Annotated in this window: 29 protein-coding genes, 2 pseudogenes and 2 other annotated features; of the genes and pseudogenes, 10 read left to right on the top strand and 21 right to left on the bottom strand. The window is 35.6% G+C overall.

Annotated features, from left to right (window positions below; all coding sequences use genetic code 11):
- Positions 1-58: 58 nt before the first annotated feature.
- The 8 genes from SJY24_RS08600 to SJY24_RS08565 all read right to left on the bottom strand — a co-directional run bounded on the left by SJY24_RS08600 (position 59) and on the right by SJY24_RS08565 (position 5,191).
- Positions 59-808, bottom strand: a complete 750-nt coding sequence (locus SJY24_RS08600; protein WP_071747387.1) for a class I SAM-dependent methyltransferase — start codon at positions 806-808, stop codon at positions 59-61.
- Positions 805-1,161 carry a ribosome silencing factor gene (gene rsfS, locus SJY24_RS08595; RefSeq protein ID WP_000653209.1) on the bottom strand — a complete coding sequence of 119 codons (357 nt, stop codon included), beginning with the start codon at positions 1,159-1,161 and terminating at the stop codon, positions 805-807. The genes SJY24_RS08600 and rsfS overlap by 4 nt, the downstream gene beginning before the upstream one ends.
- Positions 1,158-1,727, bottom strand: a complete 570-nt coding sequence (gene yqeK, locus SJY24_RS08590; RefSeq protein ID WP_001078255.1) for a bis(5'-nucleosyl)-tetraphosphatase (symmetrical) YqeK — start codon at positions 1,725-1,727, stop codon at positions 1,158-1,160. Before yqeK ends, rsfS begins: the two co-directional genes overlap by 4 nt.
- Positions 1,717-2,286: a nicotinate-nucleotide adenylyltransferase gene (locus SJY24_RS08585; protein ID WP_377864398.1), complete on the bottom strand. Its 570-nt coding sequence runs from the start codon at positions 2,284-2,286 to the stop codon at positions 1,717-1,719. The genes yqeK and SJY24_RS08585 overlap by 11 nt, the downstream gene beginning before the upstream one ends.
- 135 nt (positions 2,287-2,421) lie before the next feature.
- A complete protein-coding gene (yhbY, locus tag SJY24_RS08580) occupies positions 2,422-2,715 on the bottom strand; it encodes a ribosome assembly RNA-binding protein YhbY (protein WP_000955223.1) in 294 nt (97 codons plus the stop codon).
- Between the two features lie 4 nt (positions 2,716-2,719).
- Complete coding sequence (gene aroE / locus SJY24_RS08575) at positions 2,720-3,553, bottom strand: shikimate dehydrogenase (RefSeq protein WP_377864397.1); 834 nt, start codon at positions 3,551-3,553, stop codon at positions 2,720-2,722.
- A gap of 15 nt (positions 3,554-3,568) precedes the next feature.
- Complete coding sequence (gene yqeH / locus SJY24_RS08570) at positions 3,569-4,675, bottom strand: ribosome biogenesis GTPase YqeH (protein ID WP_000140802.1); 1,107 nt, start codon at positions 4,673-4,675, stop codon at positions 3,569-3,571.
- A 3-nt stretch (positions 4,676-4,678) separates the two neighbouring features.
- Entirely contained in the window at positions 4,679-5,191 is a 513-nt protein-coding gene (locus tag SJY24_RS08565; RefSeq protein ID WP_097830635.1) for a YqeG family HAD IIIA-type phosphatase, read from the bottom strand.
- A gap of 246 nt (positions 5,192-5,437) precedes the next feature.
- Here SJY24_RS08565 and sda point away from each other — a divergent pair, with 246 nt between their 5' ends.
- Entirely contained in the window at positions 5,438-5,593 is a 156-nt protein-coding gene (gene sda, locus SJY24_RS08560; protein ID WP_265621871.1) for a sporulation histidine kinase inhibitor Sda, read from the top strand.
- A gap of 152 nt (positions 5,594-5,745) precedes the next feature.
- On the opposite strand, the gene SJY24_RS08555 is transcribed toward sda, so the two are convergent.
- Together SJY24_RS08555 and sigK are read right to left on the bottom strand one after the other, a co-directional pair.
- Positions 5,746-6,534, bottom strand: a complete 789-nt coding sequence (locus tag SJY24_RS08555; RefSeq protein WP_071747392.1) for a phosphatidylserine decarboxylase — start codon at positions 6,532-6,534, stop codon at positions 5,746-5,748.
- A 291-nt stretch (positions 6,535-6,825) separates the two neighbouring features.
- The gene (sigK, locus tag SJY24_RS08550; protein WP_000051382.1) at positions 6,826-7,539 is read right to left on the bottom strand and encodes an RNA polymerase sporulation sigma factor SigK; all 714 of its coding nucleotides are present in this window, start codon (positions 7,537-7,539) and stop codon (positions 6,826-6,828) included.
- A 425-nt stretch (positions 7,540-7,964) separates the two neighbouring features.
- Here sigK and SJY24_RS08545 point away from each other — a divergent pair, with 425 nt between their 5' ends.
- A complete protein-coding gene (locus tag SJY24_RS08545) occupies positions 7,965-8,615 on the top strand; it encodes a GTP pyrophosphokinase (protein WP_002015229.1) in 651 nt (216 codons plus the stop codon).
- A gap of 95 nt (positions 8,616-8,710) precedes the next feature.
- Here the strand turns inward: SJY24_RS08545 and SJY24_RS08540 are convergent, their stop codons facing one another.
- Both SJY24_RS08540 and SJY24_RS08535 read right to left on the bottom strand, forming a co-directional pair.
- Positions 8,711-9,175, bottom strand: coding sequence for a hypothetical protein (locus SJY24_RS08540; RefSeq protein WP_377864396.1), 465 nt, complete (start codon positions 9,173-9,175; stop codon positions 8,711-8,713).
- A 54-nt stretch (positions 9,176-9,229) separates the two neighbouring features.
- Positions 9,230-10,615, bottom strand: coding sequence for an alkaline phosphatase (locus tag SJY24_RS08535; protein WP_000714901.1), 1,386 nt, complete (start codon positions 10,613-10,615; stop codon positions 9,230-9,232).
- Between the two features lie 269 nt (positions 10,616-10,884).
- Between SJY24_RS08535 and SJY24_RS08530 the strand changes: the two genes are divergently transcribed.
- Both SJY24_RS08530 and SJY24_RS08525 read left to right on the top strand, forming a co-directional pair.
- Positions 10,885-11,724, top strand: a complete 840-nt coding sequence (locus SJY24_RS08530; RefSeq protein ID WP_377864395.1) for a GNAT family N-acetyltransferase — start codon at positions 10,885-10,887, stop codon at positions 11,722-11,724.
- 15 nt (positions 11,725-11,739) lie between these two features.
- Positions 11,740-12,624 (top strand): alpha/beta fold hydrolase, encoded by an 885-nt coding sequence (locus SJY24_RS08525; protein ID WP_377864394.1) that lies wholly within the window; start codon positions 11,740-11,742, stop codon positions 12,622-12,624.
- Between the two features lie 36 nt (positions 12,625-12,660).
- On the opposite strand, the gene SJY24_RS08520 is transcribed toward SJY24_RS08525, so the two are convergent.
- From SJY24_RS08520 to SJY24_RS08510, 3 genes and pseudogenes are all read right to left on the bottom strand, one after another.
- Positions 12,661-13,161 carry a DoxX family protein gene (locus SJY24_RS08520; RefSeq protein ID WP_002122643.1) on the bottom strand — a complete coding sequence of 167 codons (501 nt, stop codon included), beginning with the start codon at positions 13,159-13,161 and terminating at the stop codon, positions 12,661-12,663.
- A gap of 216 nt (positions 13,162-13,377) precedes the next feature.
- Positions 13,378-13,764 (bottom strand): annotated as a pseudogene (locus SJY24_RS08515) (hypothetical protein); the annotation flags it as partial.
- 6 nt (positions 13,765-13,770) lie between these two features.
- On the bottom strand, positions 13,771-14,346 hold the full coding sequence (locus SJY24_RS08510) for a histidine phosphatase family protein (RefSeq protein WP_377864392.1): 576 nt from the start codon (positions 14,344-14,346) through the stop codon (positions 13,771-13,773).
- Between the two features lie 168 nt (positions 14,347-14,514).
- On the opposite strand from SJY24_RS08510, the gene SJY24_RS08505 reads away from it, so the two are divergent.
- Complete coding sequence (locus SJY24_RS08505; RefSeq protein WP_000871134.1) at positions 14,515-14,853, top strand: hypothetical protein; 339 nt, start codon at positions 14,515-14,517, stop codon at positions 14,851-14,853.
- A gap of 72 nt (positions 14,854-14,925) precedes the next feature.
- The gene (locus tag SJY24_RS08500; RefSeq protein ID WP_000071861.1) at positions 14,926-15,048 is read left to right on the top strand and encodes a DUF4023 domain-containing protein; all 123 of its coding nucleotides are present in this window, start codon (positions 14,926-14,928) and stop codon (positions 15,046-15,048) included.
- A 42-nt stretch (positions 15,049-15,090) separates the two neighbouring features.
- On the opposite strand, the gene SJY24_RS08495 is transcribed toward SJY24_RS08500, so the two are convergent.
- Complete coding sequence (locus SJY24_RS08495) at positions 15,091-16,329, bottom strand: TolB family protein (RefSeq protein ID WP_377864391.1); 1,239 nt, start codon at positions 16,327-16,329, stop codon at positions 15,091-15,093.
- A 228-nt stretch (positions 16,330-16,557) separates the two neighbouring features.
- On the opposite strand from SJY24_RS08495, the pseudogene SJY24_RS08490 reads away from it, so the two are divergent.
- The 3 genes and pseudogenes from SJY24_RS08490 (at position 16,558) to SJY24_RS08480 (ending at position 22,093) form a co-directional block, all read left to right on the top strand.
- Positions 16,558-19,304 (top strand): annotated as a pseudogene (locus tag SJY24_RS08490) (S8 family serine peptidase).
- A 70-nt stretch (positions 19,305-19,374) separates the two neighbouring features.
- Positions 19,375-19,603, top strand: a binding site (T-box leader).
- A gap of 51 nt (positions 19,604-19,654) precedes the next feature.
- Positions 19,655-19,882, top strand: a binding site (T-box leader).
- Positions 19,883-20,043: 161 nt separating this feature from the next.
- Positions 20,044-21,798, top strand: a complete 1,755-nt coding sequence (locus tag SJY24_RS08485) for an aromatic amino acid hydroxylase (RefSeq protein ID WP_377864390.1) — start codon at positions 20,044-20,046, stop codon at positions 21,796-21,798.
- Positions 21,779-22,093 carry a 4a-hydroxytetrahydrobiopterin dehydratase gene (locus tag SJY24_RS08480; RefSeq protein ID WP_000979550.1) on the top strand — a complete coding sequence of 105 codons (315 nt, stop codon included), beginning with the start codon at positions 21,779-21,781 and terminating at the stop codon, positions 22,091-22,093. Before SJY24_RS08485 ends, SJY24_RS08480 begins: the two co-directional genes overlap by 20 nt.
- Before the next feature lie 16 nt (positions 22,094-22,109).
- Here the strand turns inward: SJY24_RS08480 and SJY24_RS08475 are convergent, their stop codons facing one another.
- Positions 22,110-22,967 (bottom strand): VOC family protein, encoded by an 858-nt coding sequence (locus tag SJY24_RS08475; RefSeq protein WP_377864389.1) that lies wholly within the window; start codon positions 22,965-22,967, stop codon positions 22,110-22,112.
- A 21-nt stretch (positions 22,968-22,988) separates the two neighbouring features.
- Positions 22,989-23,393: a DoxX family protein gene (locus SJY24_RS08470; RefSeq protein ID WP_070144931.1), complete on the bottom strand. Its 405-nt coding sequence runs from the start codon at positions 23,391-23,393 to the stop codon at positions 22,989-22,991.
- A gap of 157 nt (positions 23,394-23,550) precedes the next feature.
- Between SJY24_RS08470 and SJY24_RS08465 the strand changes: the two genes are divergently transcribed.
- Positions 23,551-24,096, top strand: coding sequence for a helix-turn-helix domain-containing protein (locus SJY24_RS08465; protein WP_097830618.1), 546 nt, complete (start codon positions 23,551-23,553; stop codon positions 24,094-24,096).
- Positions 24,097-24,136: 40 nt separating this feature from the next.
- Here the strand turns inward: SJY24_RS08465 and SJY24_RS08460 are convergent, their stop codons facing one another.
- From SJY24_RS08460 to SJY24_RS08450, 3 genes are all read right to left on the bottom strand, one after another.
- The gene (locus SJY24_RS08460) at positions 24,137-24,514 is read right to left on the bottom strand and encodes a hotdog family protein (protein WP_071747409.1); all 378 of its coding nucleotides are present in this window, start codon (positions 24,512-24,514) and stop codon (positions 24,137-24,139) included.
- A 111-nt stretch (positions 24,515-24,625) separates the two neighbouring features.
- A complete protein-coding gene (locus SJY24_RS08455) occupies positions 24,626-25,084 on the bottom strand; it encodes a GNAT family N-acetyltransferase (protein WP_377864388.1) in 459 nt (152 codons plus the stop codon).
- 71 nt (positions 25,085-25,155) lie between these two features.
- Positions 25,156-25,662, bottom strand: a complete 507-nt coding sequence (locus tag SJY24_RS08450; protein WP_000469117.1) for a GNAT family N-acetyltransferase — start codon at positions 25,660-25,662, stop codon at positions 25,156-25,158.
- Positions 25,663-25,736: the final 74 nt, after the last annotated feature.

The raw sequence follows: 25,736 nt of genomic DNA, 5'->3' as shown, positions 1-25,736 counted from the left end.
AGAACTAAAATTACATCTTTTTTACAAAACAAAAGCAACCTTCTCGGTTGCTTTTGTTTTATCTATTTTTCTTCGCCATGAAGAAAATACGCTCTGTTTGTTCTGTAACTTCAAGTCGCTCAAAGTCACCAGTCACGCGAAGCACTGTAAAACCAGCTTCTTCAAGCCATTTCGTTAGCTCTTCAACCTGATATGCACGTTGCACGTGACATTCGTCAAAACGATGATACACATCTTCTTCTGGATCTTGAACAAAGAATGTTAAATCATGTTCCACACTATCTGATTCTTCTCCAGGGAAGCAGTTCCAAATAAGTGATATTTCTTCGCCATTCACTGTGTACGTTTCATTTTGAAATACATGATGTATTTTATATAAAGAATGTACATCGAATAAAAACAAGCCATCTTGACGTAAATGGTGGAAAACTCTTCTAAATGTCTCTTGCACTCCATCTTCTTGCAATACATAATTTAATGAGTCACAAAAGATTGTCACACAATCAAATTCACCAGGAACATCGAGTTCTCTCATGTCTTGTTGGTAAAAAGGAATAAAATAACCTTCTCCCCCCAATTTTTGCTGTGCGACAGTTAACATTTCTTCCGAAAGATCTACACCAATTAAATCATAACCTTTTCGCACAAGCGGAAGTGTTACGTTACCAGTTCCACATGCTACGTCAAGAATTTTTGCCTCTTTCATAGATGCCTGTTGCAAACTTTCCTCTGTGAATTCCACCCATTTATCATAAGGGACATCATTCATCAGTTCGTCATACAGCAAAGCAAATTGTTCGTATTTCATTGATCTAGCTCATCTGCAATATCTTCACGCGGCACATCGCCCCATAGACGCTCTAAATTATAGTGATTACGCTCGTCTTTATGGAATACATGAGCAACCACATCACCAAGGTCTACTAAAACCCAACGCGCTTCATCAAAGCCTTCCATACGTTGTACGTTAATTTCGAACTCATGTGCCTTCGCTTTAATTTCACGTGCAATTGCTTGCACTTGCTTGTCTGAATTTCCGTGACAAATAATAAAATAGTCTGCAATCGGTGAAATACCTTGCATATTTAGTACAACCATATCTTCTGCTCTCTTATCATCAGCTGCTTTTGCCGCTAATACTAATAACTCTTTATCTTTCATTTATTAATTTCCTCCTTGATAACTGCATTGTATGTTTGGAATGTTAATGGATAAATCGTTTGATCTTTTTCCATTAAAAATTGAATTGTTCGCTTTAAAGCAAACAGTAAAGCTTGATTTATATCTTTATATGCGAGTTTCCTCGCTTCTTCCACACCAGGAAACTTACGTCCTGGTTCAATGTAATCTGCTACATAAATAACTTTATCTAACATTGTCATTTTTTCATGACCACTTGTATGATATGTAATAGCTTGTAGAATTTCAGGATCAGTAATGCCTACTTCTTTTTCTACTAAGTATGCCCCAACAGGTGCATGCCATAACTCTTTGTTATAGTGCAGTAGATCCTTCGGCAAATCCTCTCTCTTTATAATCTCTTCCATTTCTGGAATCGCTCTACATTTTGCATAATCGTGAAATATAGCAGCCATCTCTGCCTTTTTTTCATCTACATCATATAACCTAGCAAGTTCAATCGCTGTTTCCATTACACCAACCGTGTGTATATAACGTTTTTCATGCATTTGTTGTTTGACAATGCTAAGTGCTTCCTCACGATTCATACAACCCATTCCTCTCGATATATACCTGTACTTTTTCGGGGAGTAAATATTTGCACGTTTTCTTCGTCATATATCTCTCACGTAACAAAGAAGAAGAAACTGCAAACTCCGGAATTTCCACTTTTACGATATCATAAGGCGTATTTAATGTATAACCTGGTCTTGCAACTCCAACGAAAGTCACAAGTTTAAGTAACTTTTCAATGTTATACCACTTCGGCAAATACTCAACCATGTCTCCGCCAATAATAAAGTGAAACTGCACATCCGGATACTTCTCCGTTAATTGTACCATAGTGTCGTACGTATAAGATGGGCCTTCTCTGTCTAGCTCTTCTAAACAAATTGAAAAGTATGCTTCTTCCTCAGTCGCTATTTGCAGCATGTTTAATCGACTTTTCACACTCGTAATGTTACGTCCTTGCTTGTGTGGTGGAATTTGATTCGGCAAAAACCATACCTCTTCCAACCCTAAAGCATGATACACTTCATTTGCAATTAACAAATGCCCATTATGAGGTGGATCAAACGTGCCACCAATAATGCCAATTTTTCTCAAAAGAAACGCTCCTTCCTTTTACATACAGCAACTCTCCCCATAAATATTCGAAGAGAGTCTACTGTTAATAAAAGTTCAATTAGTTTCACTTTCTACATATCAAGCGTCCACTACGAAATAGCTCACGTATACCTTTTATCGTGGAAGCTTAATTTGCTTATTTTCTCTAGATTCTTTATATAAAACAATTGTGCTTCCGATTACTTGAACGATTTCAGCTCGCGCACCTTGTGCAAGCTCTTCTGCAACTTCACGACGATCAAATTCACAGTTTTGTAATACGCTCACTTTAAATAGTTCACGAACTTCTAATGCTTCTCCAATTTGTTTCACCATATTTTCATTTACGCCACCTTTTCCAACTTGAAAAATCGGTGTTAAATGATGTGCCTTTGCACGTAAAAATCTTTTTTGTTTTCCTGTTAACATATAATTAGCCTCCAAGCTCTCTCATTACTAATTGTTTCATTCTATCAATATTCGGAACACACCCTGTCCACATTTCAAATGCAAGCGCTCCTTGATAAACGAACATATCGATTCCATTTTGAATTATTGCACCTTGCTCTTTCGCATCGCCTAAAATTTTCGTCTCAAATGGATTATAAATAATATCAGAAACAATCGCTCCTTTTTTCAATGAACGAATTTCGAGCGGCGTATGCTCAACATGTGGATGCATACCTATCGTTGTTGTTTGAATGATAATATCATATTCCCCTTGAGTTTTTGTTGCGTGTTCTAGCGATAGAGCATGTGAATTAACATTTGCCAAACATCCAGCGACAAGATTCTCCGCCTTATCTCTCGTACGATTAGCAATATCAATTGCTTTCACACCTACATCTGCAAGTGAGAAATAAATAGCTCGACTAGCACCGCCCGCACCGAGCAATAAAATACGTTTCTCTTGAAGCGGATTTTTACTAATTGACTGTAAGGCACGAACAAAACCAATTCCATCCGTATTATAGCCAATCAATTTTCCATCTCGATGAACTACTGTATTTACTGCACCGATTTGCTCTGCTAGCGGGGCAACTTCATCTAGATACTCCATAATTGCAACTTTGTGCGGAGTTGTTACATTAAACCCTGAAATTCCTAATGCTTTTAAACCTTTTACTGCTTCCCCTAACGCTGCTTCTTCTACAAGAAACGCGTGATAGTGGGCATCCATATTCAAGTGTTCAAATGCATCGTTATGCATAACAGGTGATAATGAATGTCCAATTGGATTTCCGATTACACCATATAATTGTTTCATAAATCCCTCTCCATATTAAATTAAAGATTTACGTAATGAAACACTTACTCCTTTTGGTACATGAGCAACAATTTTTGCTCCTGATTCATTTACAGTAACCCATCCTAATCCAGAGAATACAACGTCCGTTTTTGGCTCACGAATATTAAATTCATATTTCACAAACTCAGGCATATTTTCTAGTTCTTCTGGTGTCGGTGGATTCAATAATTCCCCAGCGTGTCTTTCGTACAATTCATCAGCCTTTTCAAGCTTTGTACGATGGATTGTTAAACGGTTTGAGAAATGACAAGTGAATGCACGACGGCCTCCACTTACATAATCAAATCGTGCTAATCCACCAAAGAATAATGTTTGTTCCTCATTTAATTGGAATACCATTGGCTTAATCTCTGTAGTCGGTGTAATAAGCTTTAAGCTTTGTTTCCCAACATAATGTGCCATTTGATGATGGTTAATAATACCTGGCGTATCAAATAAAGAAGATTCTTCGTCTAATGGAATATCAATTAAATCAAGTGTTGTTCCTGGGAAATGTGATGTAGTAATTACATTCTCAGTCTCATCACTAAACTCTTTAATCATACGATTAATAAATGTTGATTTACCAACATTCGTACATCCAACAACATAAACATCTTTACCTTCGCGGTAATACTCAATCGCATCCGCAAGTTCAGTGATTCCTTGACCTTTAGCTGCACTGATTAAAAAGACATCTTCTGGTTTTAAACCAAGTTGCTTTGCACTATAGCGCATCCAATGTTTTACTTTATCATGCTTAACTGACTTTGGAATTAAGTCAGCCTTATTCCCAACAAGTAATACTTTATTATTCCCTACAAAACGATGTAAGCCCGGTAACCAGCTACCATTGAAATCGAAAATATCTACGATTTTAACCACTAGTGCGTCTGATTGTCCAATTCCGTTCAAAATACGAAGGAAATCATCATCTGTTAAAGATACATCTTGAATTTCGTTATAATGTTTCAAACGAAAACAGCGTTGGCAAATTACTTGTTCTTTCTCTAAAGATGATGCAGGAGCGTATCCTACTTCATTTTTATTTTCTGTTTGAATTTCTACACCGCAACCAATACATTTAATTGTTTCAGTCAAACTTTATTCCTCCCAATTAATTAAGCCTTTTTTCTTCATGTTTCTCATAATTCTTCGTTCAATTTTTCGATTAAAGCGTGTTACCAATCCGTCTGTTTGCGCTACTGGTACAACTAAAATTGTATGAAGTCCCACTCGATTTCCACCGAGCACATCCGTTAGTAGCTGATCTCCAATTACTACGACTTCATCTGGCTGTAAATGCATCTCTTGTATCGCACGCTTAAATGCGCGAACAAACGGTTTACGTGCACTATGAATAAACGGAATACCTAATGGGTCAGCGAAGTCTTTAACGCGTTGCTCGTTATTATTTGAAACGACCGTTACTTGAATATCATTTTCTTTCATTTTCAAAAACCACTCTTCAAGCTGTGGTGTTGCGTTTGGACGATCCCATTCAATTAAAGTGTTATCTAAATCAGTGATAACTCCTTTAATTCCACGCTTTTTCAAATCTTCTGGTTGAACATGATATACATTTTTCACATATTCATTTGGTAAAAATAACTTCAATTTCTTTCACCTCTTTGAGGATTTTTCATAAAATTTTTCGACAACATTTTTCGATAGATAACCTGTGGATAAACTTGTACACACTTTCCACATTATTTTTTCAGTCAATTTGGAATTTACTAACAATCTGTACACACTTTATCCACTGAGGTATGTGGATAACCTCTTGTTTGTGACTGTCATATTTTTTTGGTACATTAAATGCAACAACGAATCAATCCTTATATTATTAGGAGGTGACTCACCTTGAAAACAAAACATATGGAACAGTTATCTACTAAGTTACTCACTGAGTCTTATTATAAAGCAAAAGAACTAAAATTAAATCCCGACTTCATTTTACTTATAAAACAAGAAATTATTCGGCGCTCGTTAGAGGACAAGCTCGTCAAATCTTCTTGAGTACATATAGATTGCTGATTGACCTGTAAAAAGAGCCATCCTGCGATGGCTCTCGAATAAACAAGTACTCCCATCTAGGGGATTTCTTCATTAAGCATCTTTGTCCATATTTCTTAATTAGAGCTTCATAAGTATATTATAAAATCTTTTCTTTACTTATGAGATAATCGTGTTGCAATTTTTTCACCAAGACGCAGCTCTTGTCCACTTGTCAATTCCTGCACTGCTTCAATCATATCTTTTTCAAATAATAAAACAACTGTTGAACCAAATGTAAAGTATGCCATCTCTTCACCTTTTTGAACAGTACTTCTTTCATGAAGGAGCTCAATACTATTAACAAACATGGCACCTACTTTTACAAGCGCCATATGTTCACCTTCACTATTTACTTCTGTAACAGAGCGATAATTTTTTGACAATGGTTCTTTCCCATACTCCATACCCGCTGCATTTACCGGATATGATTTTCTGCCAAGTACAAATCTTTCAGTGACAGAGCCAGAGAGCGGACTATGAATACGATGATAATGACTTGGACTCAAATAAATTACCATGTATGTACCGCCTGCATATCGCTTTGCACGCTCTTCATTACCTAGCATATCCACAATTGAATAACGCTTTCCTTTTATATCGAATGTTTTTGTATCCTCAATAGGACCTTGATCAGCAAAAACACCATCAACAGGGCTAACGATACTCGATGCATCTGCATCAATACTACGCTTTCCTTCTTTTAGCCTACGCGTAAATAAATCATGCAATGTTTGATATTCCTTCAAACCCTTTTCCATCTCATCTTGATTAATTTGAAAAACTTTCGCATACGATGGAATAATGATAGAGCTCAAACGAGATTGTGCAAATTTACGTAATATATAAGAAGTAAAACGACCATTTGTAAGTTCGATCATAAGTCGATATAATGTACGTCGCAAATTACGAAACCTCCTAACCAGTCTATAACTTTAGTTTCTCCTTCTTTTCTCTCTATATCATATGTAGAATTGGTTCTTATTCCCACATATAGCATGGAGTCGTCTCTTTATACATGAAGAAAAACTAAGTATAATTTTTATTCTTAAATTGTTTAGCACCTTCTAATATTACAGATAGAACCCGCCATTTTCAACAGTGAACATGTATTTCTTCTTAGAGCAGCTCGTTTTCTCTCCTTTTTACAGAAGAAAAGGCAGCCGCTTTTGAAATACGGTTGCCTTTCCTATACTCTATTCTTTCGCTTTCTTCTCTTTCTCAGCCCGCACAAATTCATGGAACATTTTCATTAAAGCACGCTTTTCAATTCGCGATACGTAGCTTCTTGAAATACCGAGTGCCTTCGCAATCTCCCTCTGTGTTTTCTCTTTATCAAGCCCTAGTCCAAAACGCTTCACAATTACTTCTTTCTCTCGTTCGTCTAAAATATCGATATACTCTTTAATCTTTTCTAACTCCATACTAAGCTGAATCATATCAATTACATCTTCAGATTCTGACTTTAATATATCAATAAGCGATATTTCATTGCCCTCTTTATCTTGCCCGATTGGATCATGAAGTGAAACATCTTTTTTCGTCTTCTTCAGCACACGTAAATGCATCAAAATTTCATTTTCGATACAGCGTGCTGCATACGTCGCAAGCTTAGTTCCTTTCCCTGCAGAATAACTCTCGATCGCTTTAATGAGCCCAATTGTACCAATTGAAATTAAATCTTCTGCGTCTTCCCCTGTGTTTTCAAATTTTTTAACGATATGAGCTACAAGCCGTAAATTATGTTCAATTAACAGATTTCTCGCTTGAGCATCACCTTGCTCCATTAACTCTAAGTACTTTCTCTCATCGTCTGATGATAACGGCTGCGGAAACGCATTATTCTTCACATAAGAAACAAAGACAAACACTTCTCGAACCATATATCCAATTGCGGCGAATAGACTCAAACCTTTCACCTCCGCCAAAATAGTGGTCTTTATTATTTGTATGTGGGCGTGAGGTTGTTTGTGTCTGTACGATATAAATATGGAATCCTTAGCTTTTTGTCGAACGAAATAAATCTTTCACACCTTGAATAATTTTTCCAATGTATTACAAATTGTAGCAATAATTTTTATTTACAAAAAAAAGACAAAAAACTGAAACAATTAGTTCATACGAATTTCACATGAATCTATTACTATAGGAATTGTACATAGTGAACTTACTAACAACTGCGTTTATTAATATATAAAATTTCATTTGAAAGGAGTTGAAAATATGAAAACTAAATATCGCTTTATGATTTCATCATTTGCTGCTTGCGCCTACATGATTTGGTGTTTAGTATAATAACAACTTCACTTGTAAATAAGAAAAGGTGTGTATAGAAATGGAATATAACCAATCAACAGTTAACTACTGGAAAGCTTTTGTATTACCTTATACATTCGCTTTAGAAGAGTTAAAAACTAAATTTGAAATTATGAACCGGGAAGCTCAATTTTTAGAAGACTACAACCCGTTTGAACATATAAAAACAAGACTTAAACAACCCGAAAGTATCATTAGGAAGCTTGAGCGTAAAAACTTATCTCCAACAGTTGAAAATGCTCAAACACAATTACAAGATATTATTGGCATCCGTATTACATGTTGCTTTGTAGAAGATATTTACCATTTAAAAGAAGTTATTGAAAATCGTGGAGACATGGAAATTGTAGAAGTAAAAGATTATATTGCTAATCCAAAAGGAAATGGCTATAAAAGTTTACACATGATAATAAAATATCCATTGTCACTAAATTCTGGTACGAAAGATGTCTTTGCAGAAATTCAATTACGTACACTTGCCATGGACTTTTGGGCAAGTTTAGAACATAAACTTTACTACAAATATGAAGGAAACATACCTGATTATTTGAAAGATGAACTACATGACGCTGCTATGAAAGCTGAAGATCTTGATAATAAGATGGCAACAATCCGTCAAGATATCGATGACATTGAAGCATGTTCAAATCAAATTTTATTACCACTATAAAAAGGTTCTCTCTTATGAGAACCTTTTTTATCTCGATTGGTGAAGGCTAATAATCAGTAGGGGATGGACAAAACCCCACTGATTAAAGTTTCACTTTATTTCTTCTCTATCGTACGAACCTCTTCAATCTTCCACCCTTCTTCTTCTTTTCCAAGTGCATACTGTACTTTTTTCTGAAGAGTAACTCCTCCATCTACTTCTTTTTCCTCCGTTTCAGCAATAACAAGCCCATCCTTAAGAACTTTCATATTCATATGTTCCAATTCAATTTTCTTACTCCCTTTTTGAAAAGCTGCTTCTTCTTGTGTTCTTAAGTCTTCAGCACTAGGCATCTTCTTTGAAAACAACTCCATATGTTCAGCAAGATTTTTTTCATTCGTCGTCCGTACAAATGCCTCAATAACATCTTGAATGGATTTCTCTTCTTCTCTCGTTATATGTACCTTTTCCTCAGTTTTTTTAGCAGATTTTTGTTCTATATTATTCCCTTGAGATTGACATCCAACTAGCAATAATACGAATACTAGAAGCAATCTTAATTTCCCTAAAAAAATTCTCATCTTTCCATCTCCTAAAAAGAAAAGTGAGGCATTTCGCCTCACTTTAGTTTATAATTAGCGTCTTCCTTTATTTGGATCGCCGCCGCCAACAATGTCAAAGACACGTTTCGCTATATTTGTATTCTCTTGAACGCCAGAGAATAAGTATTTACCTGGTCCGAATGCATATACGTTCACATCTTCACCTGTATGTCCACCTGTTGTCCAACCTGTAACTGAACGCTTATTGAAGATATCTTCAATTGCATTATCAATCTTTGTTACATCTTTTGATGGAGCGATATCATTTACAGCTTTAATTTCTTCTGGTGTTAATTGTAGATCAATATATTTTTTCAATGTTTCTTCTACATTTGCACCTTTTACAATCTCATTTGCCATAAAGTCTGGCGTACGTTTCGCAGCTTTAATCGGATCTACTTTAAAATTATACTCACCATTCGCACCTAAAGATAATCCGCCAGTAGCATGGTCTGCAGTTGCAACAACTAATGTGTTCTTATCTTTTTTTGCAAACTCAATTGCTGCTTTAAACGCTTTTTCGAAGTCTTCCATTTCACTCATTGCACCGACAATATCATTATCATGTCCAGCCCAATCAATTTGACTACCTTCGACCATTAAGAAGAAACCATTTTTATTTTTGTTCAAGCGCTCAATTGCTGCATTTGTCATCTCTTCTAATGAAGGTGTTTTATCAGTACGGTCAATCATTTTGTCTAAACCGCCTGGTGCAAATAAACCAAGAACTTGATCACTTTTATCATTTAATAATTGATTACGGTCTGTTACATAACTATAACCAGACTTCTTAAATTCTTCTGTAAGATTGCGGTCTTTTCTAACAAAGTTATTTACACCACCGCCAAGCATAACATCTATTTTATGCTTACCTTTAATTTTCTCATCAAAGTAATCATTTGCAATTGCGTCCATATTTTTACGACTAATATCATGTGCACCGAATGCAGCTGGTGTTGCATGCGTAATTTCAGAAGTTGCAACGAGTCCCGTTGACTTCCCTTTTTCTTTCGCTTGCTCAAGCACTGTTTTCACTTCAGCTTTATCATTATCTACTGCAATAGCTGCATTATATGTTTTTATACCTGCTGACATCGCAGTAGCTGCCGATGCAGAGTCTGTAATATTTTCATGTTCATCTTCTGGATATGTTTTTTGTGTTCCTACAAGATGCTTATCGAATTCTGTAGATTCCATCTCAAATGTTTTTGGATTATCTTTCATATAACGATGAGCTGTCATATATGAAGGCCCCATACCATCCCCAATTAATACAATGACATTTTTAATTTTTGCATTGTTTCCGTTCTCATCTGCATTAACCTCACTAGAACGCGTAAAATTCCATGTTGCTACCGAAGTAACTGCTAACGACGCCACAACTGCAAATGGCCATGCTTTTTTTACAAACTTTTTCACTTTCTTGTCCCCCTAATTAGGTTATTCATTTCCCACTATCAAATTTAATAGAAGACTGTTAAGAGAAAATGAGTTATATGTAAATTTTTTGTTAACTTATGTAAATTTCAGTTATAATTTGTATAAGGTTGTCTTTTCATATCAAGCATACTCCCCTTTACAAAGATAAATATAAACATGTTGGATTTCTTTTAATACGAACCTATTATTTTACATTTCGTAATATTATTCTTATTTTTTCTAATTTAAATAGAAATATGGTGAACTTTATGAAAACAGTAAAACTAGACGAATCTTTCATTCCAGCCTTACTCTCTCTTTGCGAATCAGTTGGGTGGTTACAGCATGCGAGTTTTATGAAAGAGCAATTCCATATGTACCTTTCCATTGGCACAGTTTTTGGCTATGTATATGAGAATAAACTTATTGCAGCGGGCGGGGTCTTTTCATTTGCCCCTGGATTTTCTTCTATCGGTATGTTAATCGTGCATCCTGATTTTCAAAGAAAAGGAATTGGCCGTATTTTGTTAAACAATAGCTTAAAAGTAACTCATCCATCGCTCCCTATTACGCTCATTGCAACAAAAGCTGGCGAACCCTTATATGAATCTTATGGATTTCAATCAATAACAACCATTCATCGTTTCGAAAAACAAGCGGCTTACAAAAATACAAATTTTGTTCCCATAAAACAAATTCAGCAGACGGGTGCTCAATCTCTAATTTCTCTTGATCAAACTGCGACTGGTGCAGATCGTTCTAAGCTTTATTTATCACTACTATCGAGAGCAACTTACTCCTTTAAAATAGAGCGGGATAATCAAATAGATGCTTTTGCTTTATGCATACAAAAAGGAGATGTACTATGTATCACTCCACTTATTTCAAAAAAAGAAAAAGACGCTATTCAGTTATTAGAAATGATTTGTAAATCCTGGAATGGTACGATACGCATTGATGTTCCCCATTCACAATTTATTTTCCGCCAATTTCTTCAAACAGCAAATTTCCAGGAAACGCTCCTATCACCGCTTATGATAAAGAATGGTAATCAACTTCCTGGAAATCGTAATATGCTATTTGCTATGATAGATGCAGCGTTATGTTAGAAAGGAGACACCTAATTGAAGCGATTTAGCTATTTTATGGTAGGTTGTCTTACTCTTACACTATTAGTAGGATGTAGTGCAGCAGAAAAGCCAGTAGAACAAGTAAAACAAGTTAAAAATACACTTACAGCGAAACTAGCTACCGAGGAAAAAATGGTAGAGATAGATGGTCAAACGATTTACTTTAAAAAGATTGGTGATAAAAAACCACCTTTACTTATGATCCATGGATTTGGAGGATCATCCGATGGTTTTCAAAAGATTTACTCCGATTTAGCAAAAGATCATACGATTATTTCTGTTGATGCTTTAGGATTCGGACGTTCCTCTAAGCCGATGGATTTTTATTATTCTTTCCCAACTCATGCAAATTTGTATTATAAGCTAATGAAAAAACTAGGATATGAATCATTCGCAATACTGGGACATTCGATGGGGGGAGAAATTTCTCTTAATTTAACATATTCATACCCTGAAGCGGTTACCCACCTTATTTTAACTGATGCTACAGGCGGCCCTCATACGCTCGTTAATAAACAAGGTTCACCTAAACCAAAGTTGTCGACTGATTTAAGTACCGTTTCTTCTATTGCAGATTATGATGAGAGCAAAGTTAAATTCAAGCGTAATGATGAAGAGCACTATAATAAAATGAAATTATGGCCTAGACGTCTTCAAATCAATGCAAATGAAATTAAACAACCAACTTTAATTATATGGGGAAGAAATGATAGTAGCGTTTCTTGGAAAGAGGGAGAAACTTATCATCAATTCTTAAAAAATAGTACTTTCCATATTATCGAAAAAGGTTATCACGCACCATTTCGTCAAGAGCCACAAGAATTTGTAGGGTATGTAAAAGATTTCTTCGAGAAAAATCCTATAAGTGCTGAAAAATAAACGGGTATCTCATGTTGAGATACCCGTTTTCATATATTAAGCAGCTTGCTTTTGGCGTTTTTGAGTTTTTGATCCTAGTACTTTTGGAATAATGAAGCCATCAACTCCAATTTTCCCAGCATTCATACCAGAAACAAGAACGAACATCGATAAAATAACCATCTCAGGGTTCACACCAATTGACCCACTAAACATATAGGAAAAGTTCATTACAAGGCCGAAAAAGACCGCTGTTTTTGTTAAACAGCCTACAATTAAACCAATTCCGACTAAAATTTCTCCCCACGTCACAAGTGTATTAAATAAATCAACGTTTGGAATTGCAAAATCTTGTAAAAATGATGCCCACCAAGATTGAACAGCTGGTTGTGCTCCTTTAGATTTTTCAATTGCACCTTGTAAATAACCAGTTGCATCGAATCCTTTTCCTTGTAGTTTACCGATTCCAGCCATTACCCATGTGTAACCAAGATACACTCGAACTATCGCTAATACAAAAGAAACTGCTTTGTTTTCTCTTAAAAATTGAATAATCATATCTTCCTCCTAAAGTTGTAATTAAGTCAGTTACAGATAATATAATAACATTAGTTACTTACTTTTGAAATATTAATTATGAATAATTTGTGACATACATAAAAAACATTAAATACTAACGTTTATATAGTAACTTTTATTACCCGCAAAAACTTGAACATATCATACCACAAGTGATAATCATTTTCATTGAAGAAAATGTAAAAAAAATGTGAGTTAAATGTGAAACGCATTCATTCGAATATAGAACAAATGCGTTTCATGTTGCTTATATACTCGAAATGTACATGTCTCCTCATCGATTAATCTCGCTTCTCGAACAGCTTCTCATAACGTTTTGTTATGGTTAATAAGCCTGTAAAATAAGCATATTGTAAACATAAGTGCTAAATTTCCACCTACATAATCTATCGATCTAACATACGATTTTGCATCATTATGCAAAATCGATTCTACTAGCTTCAGCTCCCCAAACTTACACCAATCGTTTACAATATATATAATATGCAATTCTGCATATTACTTAATTTTCGCTACGCCAAAGTATACCCTCTGCTCGTTTAAGCCGTATACATTTTCCCCTAACTCTTCCATTACAAATTCCCTACCCTATAAGTCAATTTCATACATACCCGTTTCTTTCAAAAAATCTGCTCTATTTAAAGCAACTTTCTGTAAATATTGCCTATATGCTGTAATTGTTCCATCATGTGAAACGATACAAATTTTTTCTGCTTTTAACTGATAGCACCAATGCAGAAATTCATCTACTATTTGCTGAAATTCCTTCTCTGAGATGATATTGATTCCCTCATTCCATAACAATTCATTTGTACTTTCTTCTAATGAAAAATGTGAAAATAAATTTTTCATTATCTTTCGATCTAACAATTGATCGCATGGCAATGTTTTGGCGGATTCCCGATAAGGAAAAATACGCGGGGATACATATGGATGAACAATTTTTTGACAAGCGACTTCCGCACTCCATATTGTCGCAGTTTGTAAAGTTCGAAGTGTAGGACTAACGATTAATATATCCTTTTCTTGTAATGGTACATCGCACTGAAGCAATTTAGCCTGCTTCTTTCCCACACCCGTCAATGACGGATTCGCCGCTTGTAAACTTAATGGTAAATCTTTCGTATGCTCACCTTCACCATGCCGAACAAAGACAAGTTTCATTCTCCTCTTCCTCTCACTAGAAAATGGTCTCACATATTTCTTCCCTATTTTTTTCTTTACTCCTGCTATTTTTAAAAGTAGAATGTAAAAAGTATTTGACATCAATATTTGGAAAACATTACAATTATATATGTAAAAAACTTTTTACAACAAGGGAGGAATACAAATATGAAATGGATTATCATCTTTATCGGAATAATCATATGGGGATACATAAATGGCTTTTTTATTAGTGATAAGACTGCTAATCCTTGGATTACAGATGATGAACGTAAAACGAAAATTAAGCAAAAAGCAATTATCGCAAGCTGGTCCGGTGTTTTCATATTTTGTATCATGAACCTCTTAAACAAATGGTTAGGTTTAGGAACGAGCGATACATCACCTTATTTACCAGATCCTGTCGCAACTATTTTTAAAGAAAATGTAGAGTTACAAATTTTACTCATGTTATTCATTACGTATGGACTATTTTACTTATACTACCGAAGAAAACTAAGCGCTTAACTTTTATCTCATGATTATCCTCCTAAATGGTTATAGTAATTAGGACGCAATGAAAAAAGGAGAGATATAAAAATGAGTAACTCAAATGACTTTTTAGATACATTACATGAAAAACAAGCAAAAGATGAACAAAACAGAAAACGCCAAGGGAACGGAAACCCTGCGAAAAAAAAGCCAAATAAAACACATAAATAACATTAAAAAACCTGCCTAAAAATTATATTTTAGGCAGGTTTTTTACTCATCTTTAACCGAAAGGACATCTTCCCAATTCCATTTCTCATAATACCACTCTGGCACATCTATATTTTCAATCCACTTCTTTTCATATTTCCCATCGCTATGAGCAAGCCATGCATCAGCTTTCTTACGATTCGAACGGATCCACATTAATTGGTTACTCTTCTTAATAAAAATAGGATTATAATCACCTTGGCTATTAGGTGGCTTTGTAATTCGATGTTGTTCATCATTTATACTATTTATCTCATATAAAGATGGTAGTGGTCTTTTTTCTAGAGGTAAAGATAAATCTGCTTCCTTTGCCCTTGAAATGATAATTACATTATCGTTCTTCCATGTGAAATCCCAATCAACATATCCTTTTGGAGTAAATGTGTTCTGCTGTAATGCCGGCAGTTCTTTTACTTTTAAATGTTTATTCTCTAATGCAACTCTCCCGCTTCCTTCAATATATGCTAATATATTTTTTGATGGCGCCCATTTGAACCATTGTGTGTTTAACAGCATTTGATCTATATTTTCAAAACGACTGCCATCTGCTCGTATTAAACAAAGTGTATTACTATCAGCTGACCGCGAAGCTGTTGGCACCGCTAAAAATGAGATCCATTTTTGATTTGGTGACCACTTAAATCCACTTGCGACTAACGCTAAAAAATCATCGTGCTCATTTGGTAATGCATATATATGTTTCATTTTGTGCGGATTCATATTTGCATCCTTTTGTATTTCATATAACTGAGCACCTGTCCACCCTGTTGGAAGCAAGTACGCTTCAGAGGAAACAAAAAACCTCTGTCCGTCTGGGTACCAAGCATAATCCCCTACACCATTGGCTACATTTTCAAAATCGGCAATCTTTTTTTCTGCATCAAATGTGTTTAATGTACCTGTAAATATAAATGCAATTATATTCTCTGTTGGTGACCATTGATAATTCGATGCTTCTGATTGAGATGGTGTAACTTTCTTTCCATCTTTCAGCCGATACAGTTCAAAATGATTTCGCTTCTTTCCTTTTGCATATGCAAGCCATTCTCCATCATGGGACCATTTCGGCCCTGTTATGTACTCTCCTTTTGTAATTTGTTTTTCTTTCTCACCGACTTTAATCCATAGATTATGATTACGAATAAAGGCAACTTTCACTTCATTATTTTCTGCGCTAATAATAGTAACTAAGCATAAAAAAATGAACAACAATACGCTACCACTTACTATGAGCCTTTTCATAACACCCCTCCATTTCCCTCATAGCATTCCTCACTTCCCACCTACAATATGTGAAAAATATCCATTCGACATAATCCCAAAAAATTTCCCAAGAAATTTTCAATTCAAAGAGGATTGGTATGAATTATGTCGAAAATATAGTTTAGCCAACATTCGTTTTTATATTTAATGATAAAAATGTAAGATAACTTTTCGAAATATTGACACTTTTTATTAGAGGGAGTTTCAATGAAAAAAACTACATCTACACTATTAAGTATGGCGCTCGTCTTTTCAAGTTTTGGAGCTTTAAGCGCCCATACTGAATCACTGCAAAAAGAGAAGCAATTTAGTCCACAGTTAAAAGCGAATATTGAACAATGGGAGAAAACAAAATCGCGCAAAATGTTGAAACAAAAACATCAAAAGAAATTTCAGTCATTGTAGAATTGCAACATGCTCCACTCGCTTCACAAAGTAACATTCAGCATGCTCCGGACCTAAAAAATAGCAATGTGCAATCATACCATGCACAACTAAAAAAGGCACAAGAGGATACAACAAAAAAAATTAAAGAAAAAGCACCGAAGGCAACGATAAAAGAAACATATAGTACATTATTTTCTGGGTTTTCTATTTCTATCCCAGGAGATCAAATTGCTGCTTTAGCTTCTTTACCTGAAGTAAAAGCAATTTATCCGAACTTAACATATAAATTACATGAGACATCAAAAAGCGCTACTAACGAAGAAGCACCAAATATCGGCGGACCGACAATTGGTGCACCTGAAGCATGGAATTTAAAAGATCCAACTGGCAAACCCCTTGATGGAAAAGGAATGAAAGTCGCTATTATCGATTCAGGTGTAGACTATACCCATCCTGATTTACAAGCAAATTATATTGGTGGCTACGATACAGTCGATGAAGATAATGATCCGATGGATGGAAACGTCCACGGTACCCATGTTGCTGGAATTATTGCTGGTAACGGAAAAATAAAGGGAGTTGCTCCTAATGCTTCTATACTCGCTTACCGTGTCATGAATGATGGTGGTACTGGTACGACCGAAGATATTATTCAAGGTATTGAGCGCGCTATTCAAGATGGTGCCGATGTTTTAAATCTATCTCTCGGTCAAGACTTGAATGTACCTGATCAACCTGTAACAATGACGTTAGAGCGCGCAGCAAAACTTGGTGTTACTGCGGTCGTCTCAAATGGAAATGATGGACCAAAACCTTGGTCTGTTGACGCTCCTGGTAACGCAAGTAGTGTAATATCTGTTGGAGCATCGACCGTTTCTATTCCATTTCCAACATTCCAAGTAGCTGGTTCCAATAAATCTTACCAAGGATTACCGTTATCAAAAGCAGACTTCCAAGTAGGAAACGATGCTCAGCTTGTCTATGTTGGCTACGGTAATTCAAGCGATTACGCTAAACAAGATGTGAAAGGGAAGTTTGCCCTTGTTTTACAAGGAACTTCGAGCGCATTAGTAAAAGCAAAACAAGCGAAACAAGCTGGCGCTCTCGGCGTGCTACTCATTTCTAACGAAAAAGAAATTGATCTTATGCCCGAATATTTTGGACGTGCAGATATAGCTCTCCCAGTTATGCAACTATCCAATACAAATGGCGAAGAGTTAAAAACTTTAATTACAAAACGAAAGAAAAATATAAAGATTGGACAACCAAACAAAACTGAACTTATTGGTAACTTCAGTTCAAGAGGACCATCACAAGGAAGTTGGCTAATAAAGCCTGATATAGTTGCACCTGGAGTACAAATTACTAGTACTGTACCACGAGGTGGCTATGAATCTCACAACGGAACAAGTATGGCTGCGCCACAAGTAGCGGGAGCCGTTGCCTTACTACGTCAAATGCATCCTGATTGGACGACAGAACAATTGAAATCTGCGCTTGCCAACACTGCAAAAACATTAAAGGATGTCAATGAAAATACATATCCTGTCATGGCACAAGGATCTGGTTTAATTAACATTCTAAAAGCAGCTCAAACAGATGCATTAGTGAAACCGAACAATGTAAGTTTCGGCCTTATTAAACCTAATAGCGGTAAAGTGAAGTTAACACAAAATATTACGTTACAAAATCTTTCTAACAAAAAGAAAAACTTTTCAACTCGTATTGAATTACTAGATACAAAAACAAAAGTCCAGACTTCTTTCCCTTCTTCGATTAGTATGAAACCTAATAGTAACATCGAAAAGCCTTTTACTATTACTGTTGATAGCTCCTTACCACAAGGTGTATATACAGGAAATCTATATGTAAAAGAACAAGGGAAGACTGAAGAAATGCGTATTCCATTTACATTTAGCATCGATCCAAAAGAATACAAGCGAATTGATGACCTTGAAATCGTTAATTCTACTTTCAGTCCAAATAATGACAAAATACTAGATGACAACCTAATCAATTACTATTTAGTTACACCAGTTGAGGACATAGCGTTTCATGCTAATTTAATTACGAAAGACCATGTGACATATCAAGGCATGGTGTATCAAGGTAAAAACGAAACACCTGGTTATAAATCTTTCAAATGGAATGATACAAAAACTGATGGATCCTCTCTACCTGATGGCTTATACCAAATCGAAGCTGTTGCTTCTAACTCTGGTGGAGAAACAAAGCAAACAGGAGCTGTGTTTATCGACCGAACAGCACCTAAGTTAACACACGAAATTGATCAAGAAAATCTCATAATTAGAGGGAAAGTTGACGATATTCTACTAGATTGGATGACAGAATCTGGTTGGGTTGCACCTGGCATTCCAGTGAGAATGCAATATGAAATTAACGGAAATGGTGTATGGGAAAGTGCATTCTTAAACCCTTGGGAGAAAAATTTTGAAATTTATTTCGATCGTAACCAATTACAACAAGGAAAAAATATAATTCATATTGTAGCAACCGATGCAGCTGGAAATACATCTAATTTAAATGTTGATTTAGAAGTAAAGTAATAATTTTTTTGTTGACAAGCTTTTAAATATAGTTTTATAATACAAAACATAGTTTAGTTGAACGAATTATATATCGGCTTTGAAGGAATACTAGTAGCGACTTATATCCCTGTCTCAGAGAACTGATGGTTGGTGCGAATCAGTACATATACAAGCGTGAATTACAATTCTGGAGCTTCTTTCCCGTAGTGCACATAATGCATGAAGAGAAAGACGGATCTTTCCGTTATCTTAAAGTAAGTGGTAAACAATTGATTGTTTACAAATAGGGTGGTACCGCGATTTTTATCGTCCCTATCGGATTTTCCGATAGGGGCTTTTTTGCGTCCTTCCCTTTTAAATAACTTCATATATACGCGTTGAAAGAATCGCAGTAGTATCTTGTATCCCTGTTTCAGAGAGCTAATGGTCGGTGGAAATTAGCACATATATAAGTACGAATTACAATTCTGGAGCTTCTTTTTCGTAGTGCTTTTATGCATGAAGGAAGAGACGGAATTTTTCCGTTATCATTAGTTGAGATGTAAGTATATTTTCACTTACAAATAGGGTGGTACCGCGATTCTTTCGCCCCTATCGGATTTTCCGATAGGGGCTTTTTCTATTTCTCAAAGAAACAATTGTTAAATAATTCCGAATCTTATGATAAAATTTTATAAGCGCTTACAATTTGAAAGGGGGTGATATAAGCTATACGAAACTCATATTCAATTTTATAGAAAACAAGGAGGATGTCTAAATGACAAAGAAAACAGAAATCCCATCGCATTTAAAACCATTCGTATCCACACAGCATTATGATCAATACACACCGGTGAATCACGCTGTTTGGCGTTACATTATGAGACAAAATCATAGTTTCTTAAAAGACGTTGCTCATCCAGCCTATGTGAATGGACTACAATCATCTGGTATTAATATAGATGCGATTCCAAAAGTAGAAGAAATGAATGACTGTTTAGCACCAAGCGGCTGGGGAGCTGTAACGATTGACGGACTCATTCCCGGCGTAGCATTCTTTGATTTTCAAGGTCATGGATTATTACCAATTGCAACAGATATTCGTAAAGTAGAAAATATTGAGTATACACCGGCTCCTGATATCGTTCATGAAGCTGCGGGCCACGCTCCAATTTTGCTTGATCGTACATATGCAAAATATGTAAAACGCTTTGGACAAATTGGAGCAAAAGCTTTCTCTACAAAAGAAGAACATGATGCTTTTGAAGCTGTTCGTACATTAACGATTGTAAAAGAGAGCCCGACTTCTACATCTGAAGAAGTTGCAGCTGCTGAAAATGCTGTAATCGAAAAACAAAAACTCGTTTCTGGCTTATCAGAAGCAGAACAAATTTCACGTCTTTTCTGGTGGACAGTGGAGTATGGCTTAATCGGAAATATAGACGCTCCAAAAATCTACGGTGCCGGTCTCCTTTCCTCTGTTGGTGAAAGCAAACATTGCTTAACAGACGCTGTGGAAAAAGTTCCTTTTTCCATCCAAGCTTGCACTGGGACAACTTATGACGTAACAAAAATGCAGCCACAGCTATTTGTTTGTGAATCATTTGAAGAGTTGACTGAGGCACTTGAGCAGTTCTCTACAACGATGGCGTTTAAAACAGGTGGCTCAGAAGGATTAGAAAAAGCAATCCGCTCCGAAAATCATGCTACAACTGAGCTAAGTAGCGGATTACAAATTACAGGTACATTTACAGAAACAATTAAAAATGATGCTGGTGAAGTCATTTACATGAGAACAAGCTCTCCAACTGCATTAGCAATGCATAATAAACAGTTGGCAAATCATTCTACATCTGTACATAGTGATGGATTCGGGACACCGATCGGATTACTAGATGGAGATATTGCATTAGAAAATTGTGCAGAAGAACAGTTACAATCTTTAGGTATTACAATTGGAAATAATGTAGAACTTACTTTTGCAAGTGGCATACATGTAAAAGGAACAGTAACAGACATTGTAAAGAATGATAAAAAGATTGCTCTTATCTCCTTTATGGATTGCACAGTTACTCATAAAGATCGCATATTATTTGATGCTTCGTGGGGAGCATTTGATATGGCTGTTGGCTCACAGATCACTTCGGTATTCCCAGGAGCAGCAGATGCAGCCGCATTCTTCCCGATGGATGAAGAAGTACAAGAAACTCCTGATCCGCTTGTACTGACTGAGCTTGAACGTATGTATCAAACAGTTCGGGATATTCGTAACGAAAATATTTTACACGATGCTCACACTGATCAATTAGTAGCAATTCAAGAGGTATTAAATAAATTTTATCCGAAAGAATGGCTGCTTCGCCTTGAAATATTAGAATTACTTTTAGAGCATAACAAAGGGCACGAAACATCAGCAGCATTATTACAACAACTTTCTACTTTCACAACTGACGAAGCTGTAACACGCCTTATTAACAATGGTCTTGCGCTACTGCAGGTAAAGGATGTGAAAAATGATGCTACGATTAACTGAAGAAGAAGTTCAAGGGGAATTATTAAAGGTAGATAAATGGATGGTAAAAGATGAAAAATGGATTGAACGAAAATATATGTTTTCCGACTACTTAAAAGGAGTCGAATTTGTCTCTGAAGCCGCCAAACTATCAGAAGAACATAATCACCATCCATTTATCCTTATCCAGTATAAAGCAGTCATTATTACTTTGTCATCTTGGAATGCAAAAGGTTTAACGAAACTAGATTTTGACCTTGCAAAGCAATTTGACCAACTATTTTTACAAAACGAAAAAGCAATTATAAGAAAGTAAAAAAGAGAAGCCTTTTTTAGGCTTCTCCTTTTATTTTGAAATATATACAATGTCCAAATGGATCCTTGGCCTGTAATATTCCATCTTTGTACGTAGCAATTTTGCCAATATTTTTTAAGCTTTCACATACTTGCTCTTTTTGTTTTTCATCCGCCAGTACAATTGTGAAATATTTCAAGCCAACGGAATTTGGCATTTGTGGTGGTATCCCTTCACCTTGCCACGTATTTAAACCGATATGATGATGATAACCACCTGCGGATACGAACAACGCTCCATTGCGAGCTGGGATTGTTACTTCAAAGCCAAGACCATCAACGTAGAAACGTTTCGCTTCTTCTAAGTCAGCTACATGTAAATGAATATGCCCCATCACAGTACCAACCGGGAACCCATTCCATGCACTTCCTTGCTGCAATAATCCTTCGCCGTCTAACGGGTTACTAACAAATGGTAGCTCTCCATTCTCATCACGCCAAACTTCTTTTTGGCGATCATGATAAATTTCAATCCCGTTTCCATCTGGATCAGCTAAATAAAGAGCTTCACTAAAGTAATGATCAGCCCCACCATGTAATGGGTGTACTCTCTCAACAAAATGACGAAGAATATTTGCTAAGTCTTGTCTGTTTGGTAATAAAATTGCATAGTGATATAAACCAGTTCGACCTCTTTGCTTCGGAAGAGCGTCTTCCTTTTCTTCTATTATGAGAAGTGGCTCATTTTCCTCATTACCAAACGTAACGATTGTACTTTTTTCTTCCAATACCTTCATACGCAATACTTCTGTATAAAACTCTAGCGATTTCTTTAAATTTGATACATATAAATGAACAACCCCAAGTGTTGTTTCGGGATGAAGTTGAAAGCCCATTTTGTTATACCCCCATTTTAATTAATTCTTCTTTAACATTTTCTCTTTTAAGAAATTATCTACAAAACCATCAGCTTTCGCAACAAATAAGTATGCACCCATCGCTAACAATGCAAGTTCTAACTCAAACCCAGGATTTTTCCCGTCTCCTAACAAGCCAGCTGACCATTTTACTTTCACAATTGCTCCAACCATAACAAGTGCAAATAATAAGCCAATATATCTTACACCTAAACCTAGAATTAACAATAGACCTCCAACTAATTCAACTGTTGCTACACCGTATGCAAGTCCTCCTGGTAAACCAATGCTTGTAAACCACCCTGCAATATTGTCAATTCCTGATTGAAATTTTGTTAAACCGTGCATAAAGAACGTTACCCCTAACACGATACGAATAATTAAGTTACCAATATGTTGATTCATTTCTTTCTCTCCTTTATAGTTTTCTTATACAAAACTTTTATTTACATTACAAAACATACACTAATTATTTTTATTCGTCAATTCATTTTTCATGAGAAAAAATATATTTTTTTTGCTATGATACAAATAGTTGTTTACAAAAAAGGAGCATGATTTTATGAATATCGGTTCTGCAATTCGTGAAATTCGTCAACGTAGAGGTATTACGATTGCCCAAATCTGTGAAGGAACAGGTCTTTCTAAAGGCTTTATGAGTCAAGTTGAAAACAATAAAACATCACCATCTATCTCTACTTTAGAAACGATCTCTAATTTTTTAAATGTTCCCCTTCCCTATTTATTGTTAGAACAAAAAGATCGTTTAAAAATTGTAAAAAAAGAAAAACGTAAATACAGTGTTTATGGAAAAGATGAACAAAGAATTGAGCATGTTGCGGAGCAAGGTGGCCTTCGCCTAAATCTCGTAGAAATTCCTGCTGGGTTTCCAAAAGAAAACTCACCAAATGCTCATGAAGGCGAAGAGTGTCATCTTGTATTACGCGGAAAACTAGAAATTCAACATGGTGAAGATATTGCAATTGTAGAAGAAGGTGATTCTTTCTCCTGGAATGCATGCGTTCCTCATATTGTTCGTAATATAGGTGAAGAGTCTGCGTTATTACTTATCTCTAGTCATGCGGAAAATCGAAAACGCGTTTACTAATTGATAAAAAAAGAAGCCTGTTTCGTAACAGGCTTCTTTTTTATCCCCTTATAATTCCATAACTTGTCCCAACTAGTACGGTCTTTTCATGTTGATTACGATATACTGACTCAATTGAAACTTTTTTATATCCTTCCATTTGTTCAATATTTGTTAAAGTTAATTCACAAGTAATCGTATCCCCTGTAAAAACTGGCCTAATAAATTCACTTACTAATTCCCTTGCTATGTAATGTAACTCTTCGCCTACTTTCGTCCCAATACTAGCCGTCAATAAACCATGAACCATTAACCTTCCGTTCTCATCATATTCCATATGATGCCTACCTTTATCACCTGTAATATTGGCAAATTCGAAAACTTCTTCCTCGGTAAATCTTCTTTCATATTTAAATACATCCCCAACTTTTACATTCATTTTTATCCCCCGTTTAATAAACTGAATTTTCTTTCATTTTATCATAAAATGAGTCTCAATTCAGTTTATATTATTAAAATAGCAATCCTTTTTCTTCACTACCTTATAAGTTTATCGGTGCCCATCCTTTTTTGATACTTGATACCCGTAGTACGCACATGTCCCATTTCTTGATAACTCTCTTACTTCAAAACCACAACTTCTATAAAAATCAAAATTGTTAGCGGCTGTATGTGCAAACCAATCACCATGAGGAAGCTTTTGCAAACAAAGAGCTACCAGTTTCTTACCTAATCCTTTCCCTCTATACTCATACTTCACAACTAAATTTACTATGTTAGCAACCATGATTTGATCAGAAATCACTCTAACCATCGCGACCATCTCTTCTTCATCCCAAATTGTGAAAGCCCATGTTGAATTTTCAAATGCTATCGAAAATTTTTCAATTTGCCAAGAAGGGATATTATCATTACTCCAACCAGCATCTTCAAATAATGTTTTAATTGCATAGGCTGGCACTCCATTCGTTCCTTCACGAATAATTAGTCCATTATGATAAATATACATGTAATCCCTCCTTTTATTTTTATATACCATTCTTCAAAAAGTATATTTCACCTTTAAAAAAGTGAATTTTTTCATCCAACTCTCTTAATAGAATAAACTAAGACATCAATCCCATGAAATGCAGTTGTTTTTTCATAGCTAAGTCCTGTTTTTCTAGCTACAAATATTGAAGCTGGGTGGTTCGGATTAATAAGTGAAATTAATTTATTCATTTGTAATGCTTGAAAACCATAGTCTCGAAATGCCGCTGCAGCCTCTTTCGCATACCCTTTCCCCCAGTACTTAGGAAGTAGCCAATAGCCAATCTCAATTTCCTCTTTTCCATCTACCTTCTGCTTGACAAGCCCTGCATGACCAATCCGTATTCCCGTCTCCTTTTCAATCATTACAAATAAACCGAGACCATTTTTATAATTCGGAAGCACCCATTCCTCCAAACTTTTTTTACATTGCATATATGTTTTTAACGTCCCATTTCCAATATAGCGCATTACCTTCTCATTCCCCCATAAAGACGCATAAAACGATAAATCATCCCTTGTATATTTACGAAATTGTAAGCGATCTGTATGGAACACTTTTTAACTCACTCCCATCATTTTGAACCTTATTATATATCAATATATTTCAAACTATATAAATGTTAACTAAT

Source organism: Bacillus sp. R86525 (assembly GCF_042466195.1).
In the GTDB taxonomy this organism is placed as follows: domain Bacteria; phylum Bacillota; class Bacilli; order Bacillales; family Bacillaceae_G; genus Bacillus_A; species Bacillus_A nitratireducens.
The sequence above is the reverse complement of the archived record's forward strand: the minus strand, read 5'-3'. Positions and strand labels throughout refer to the sequence as shown.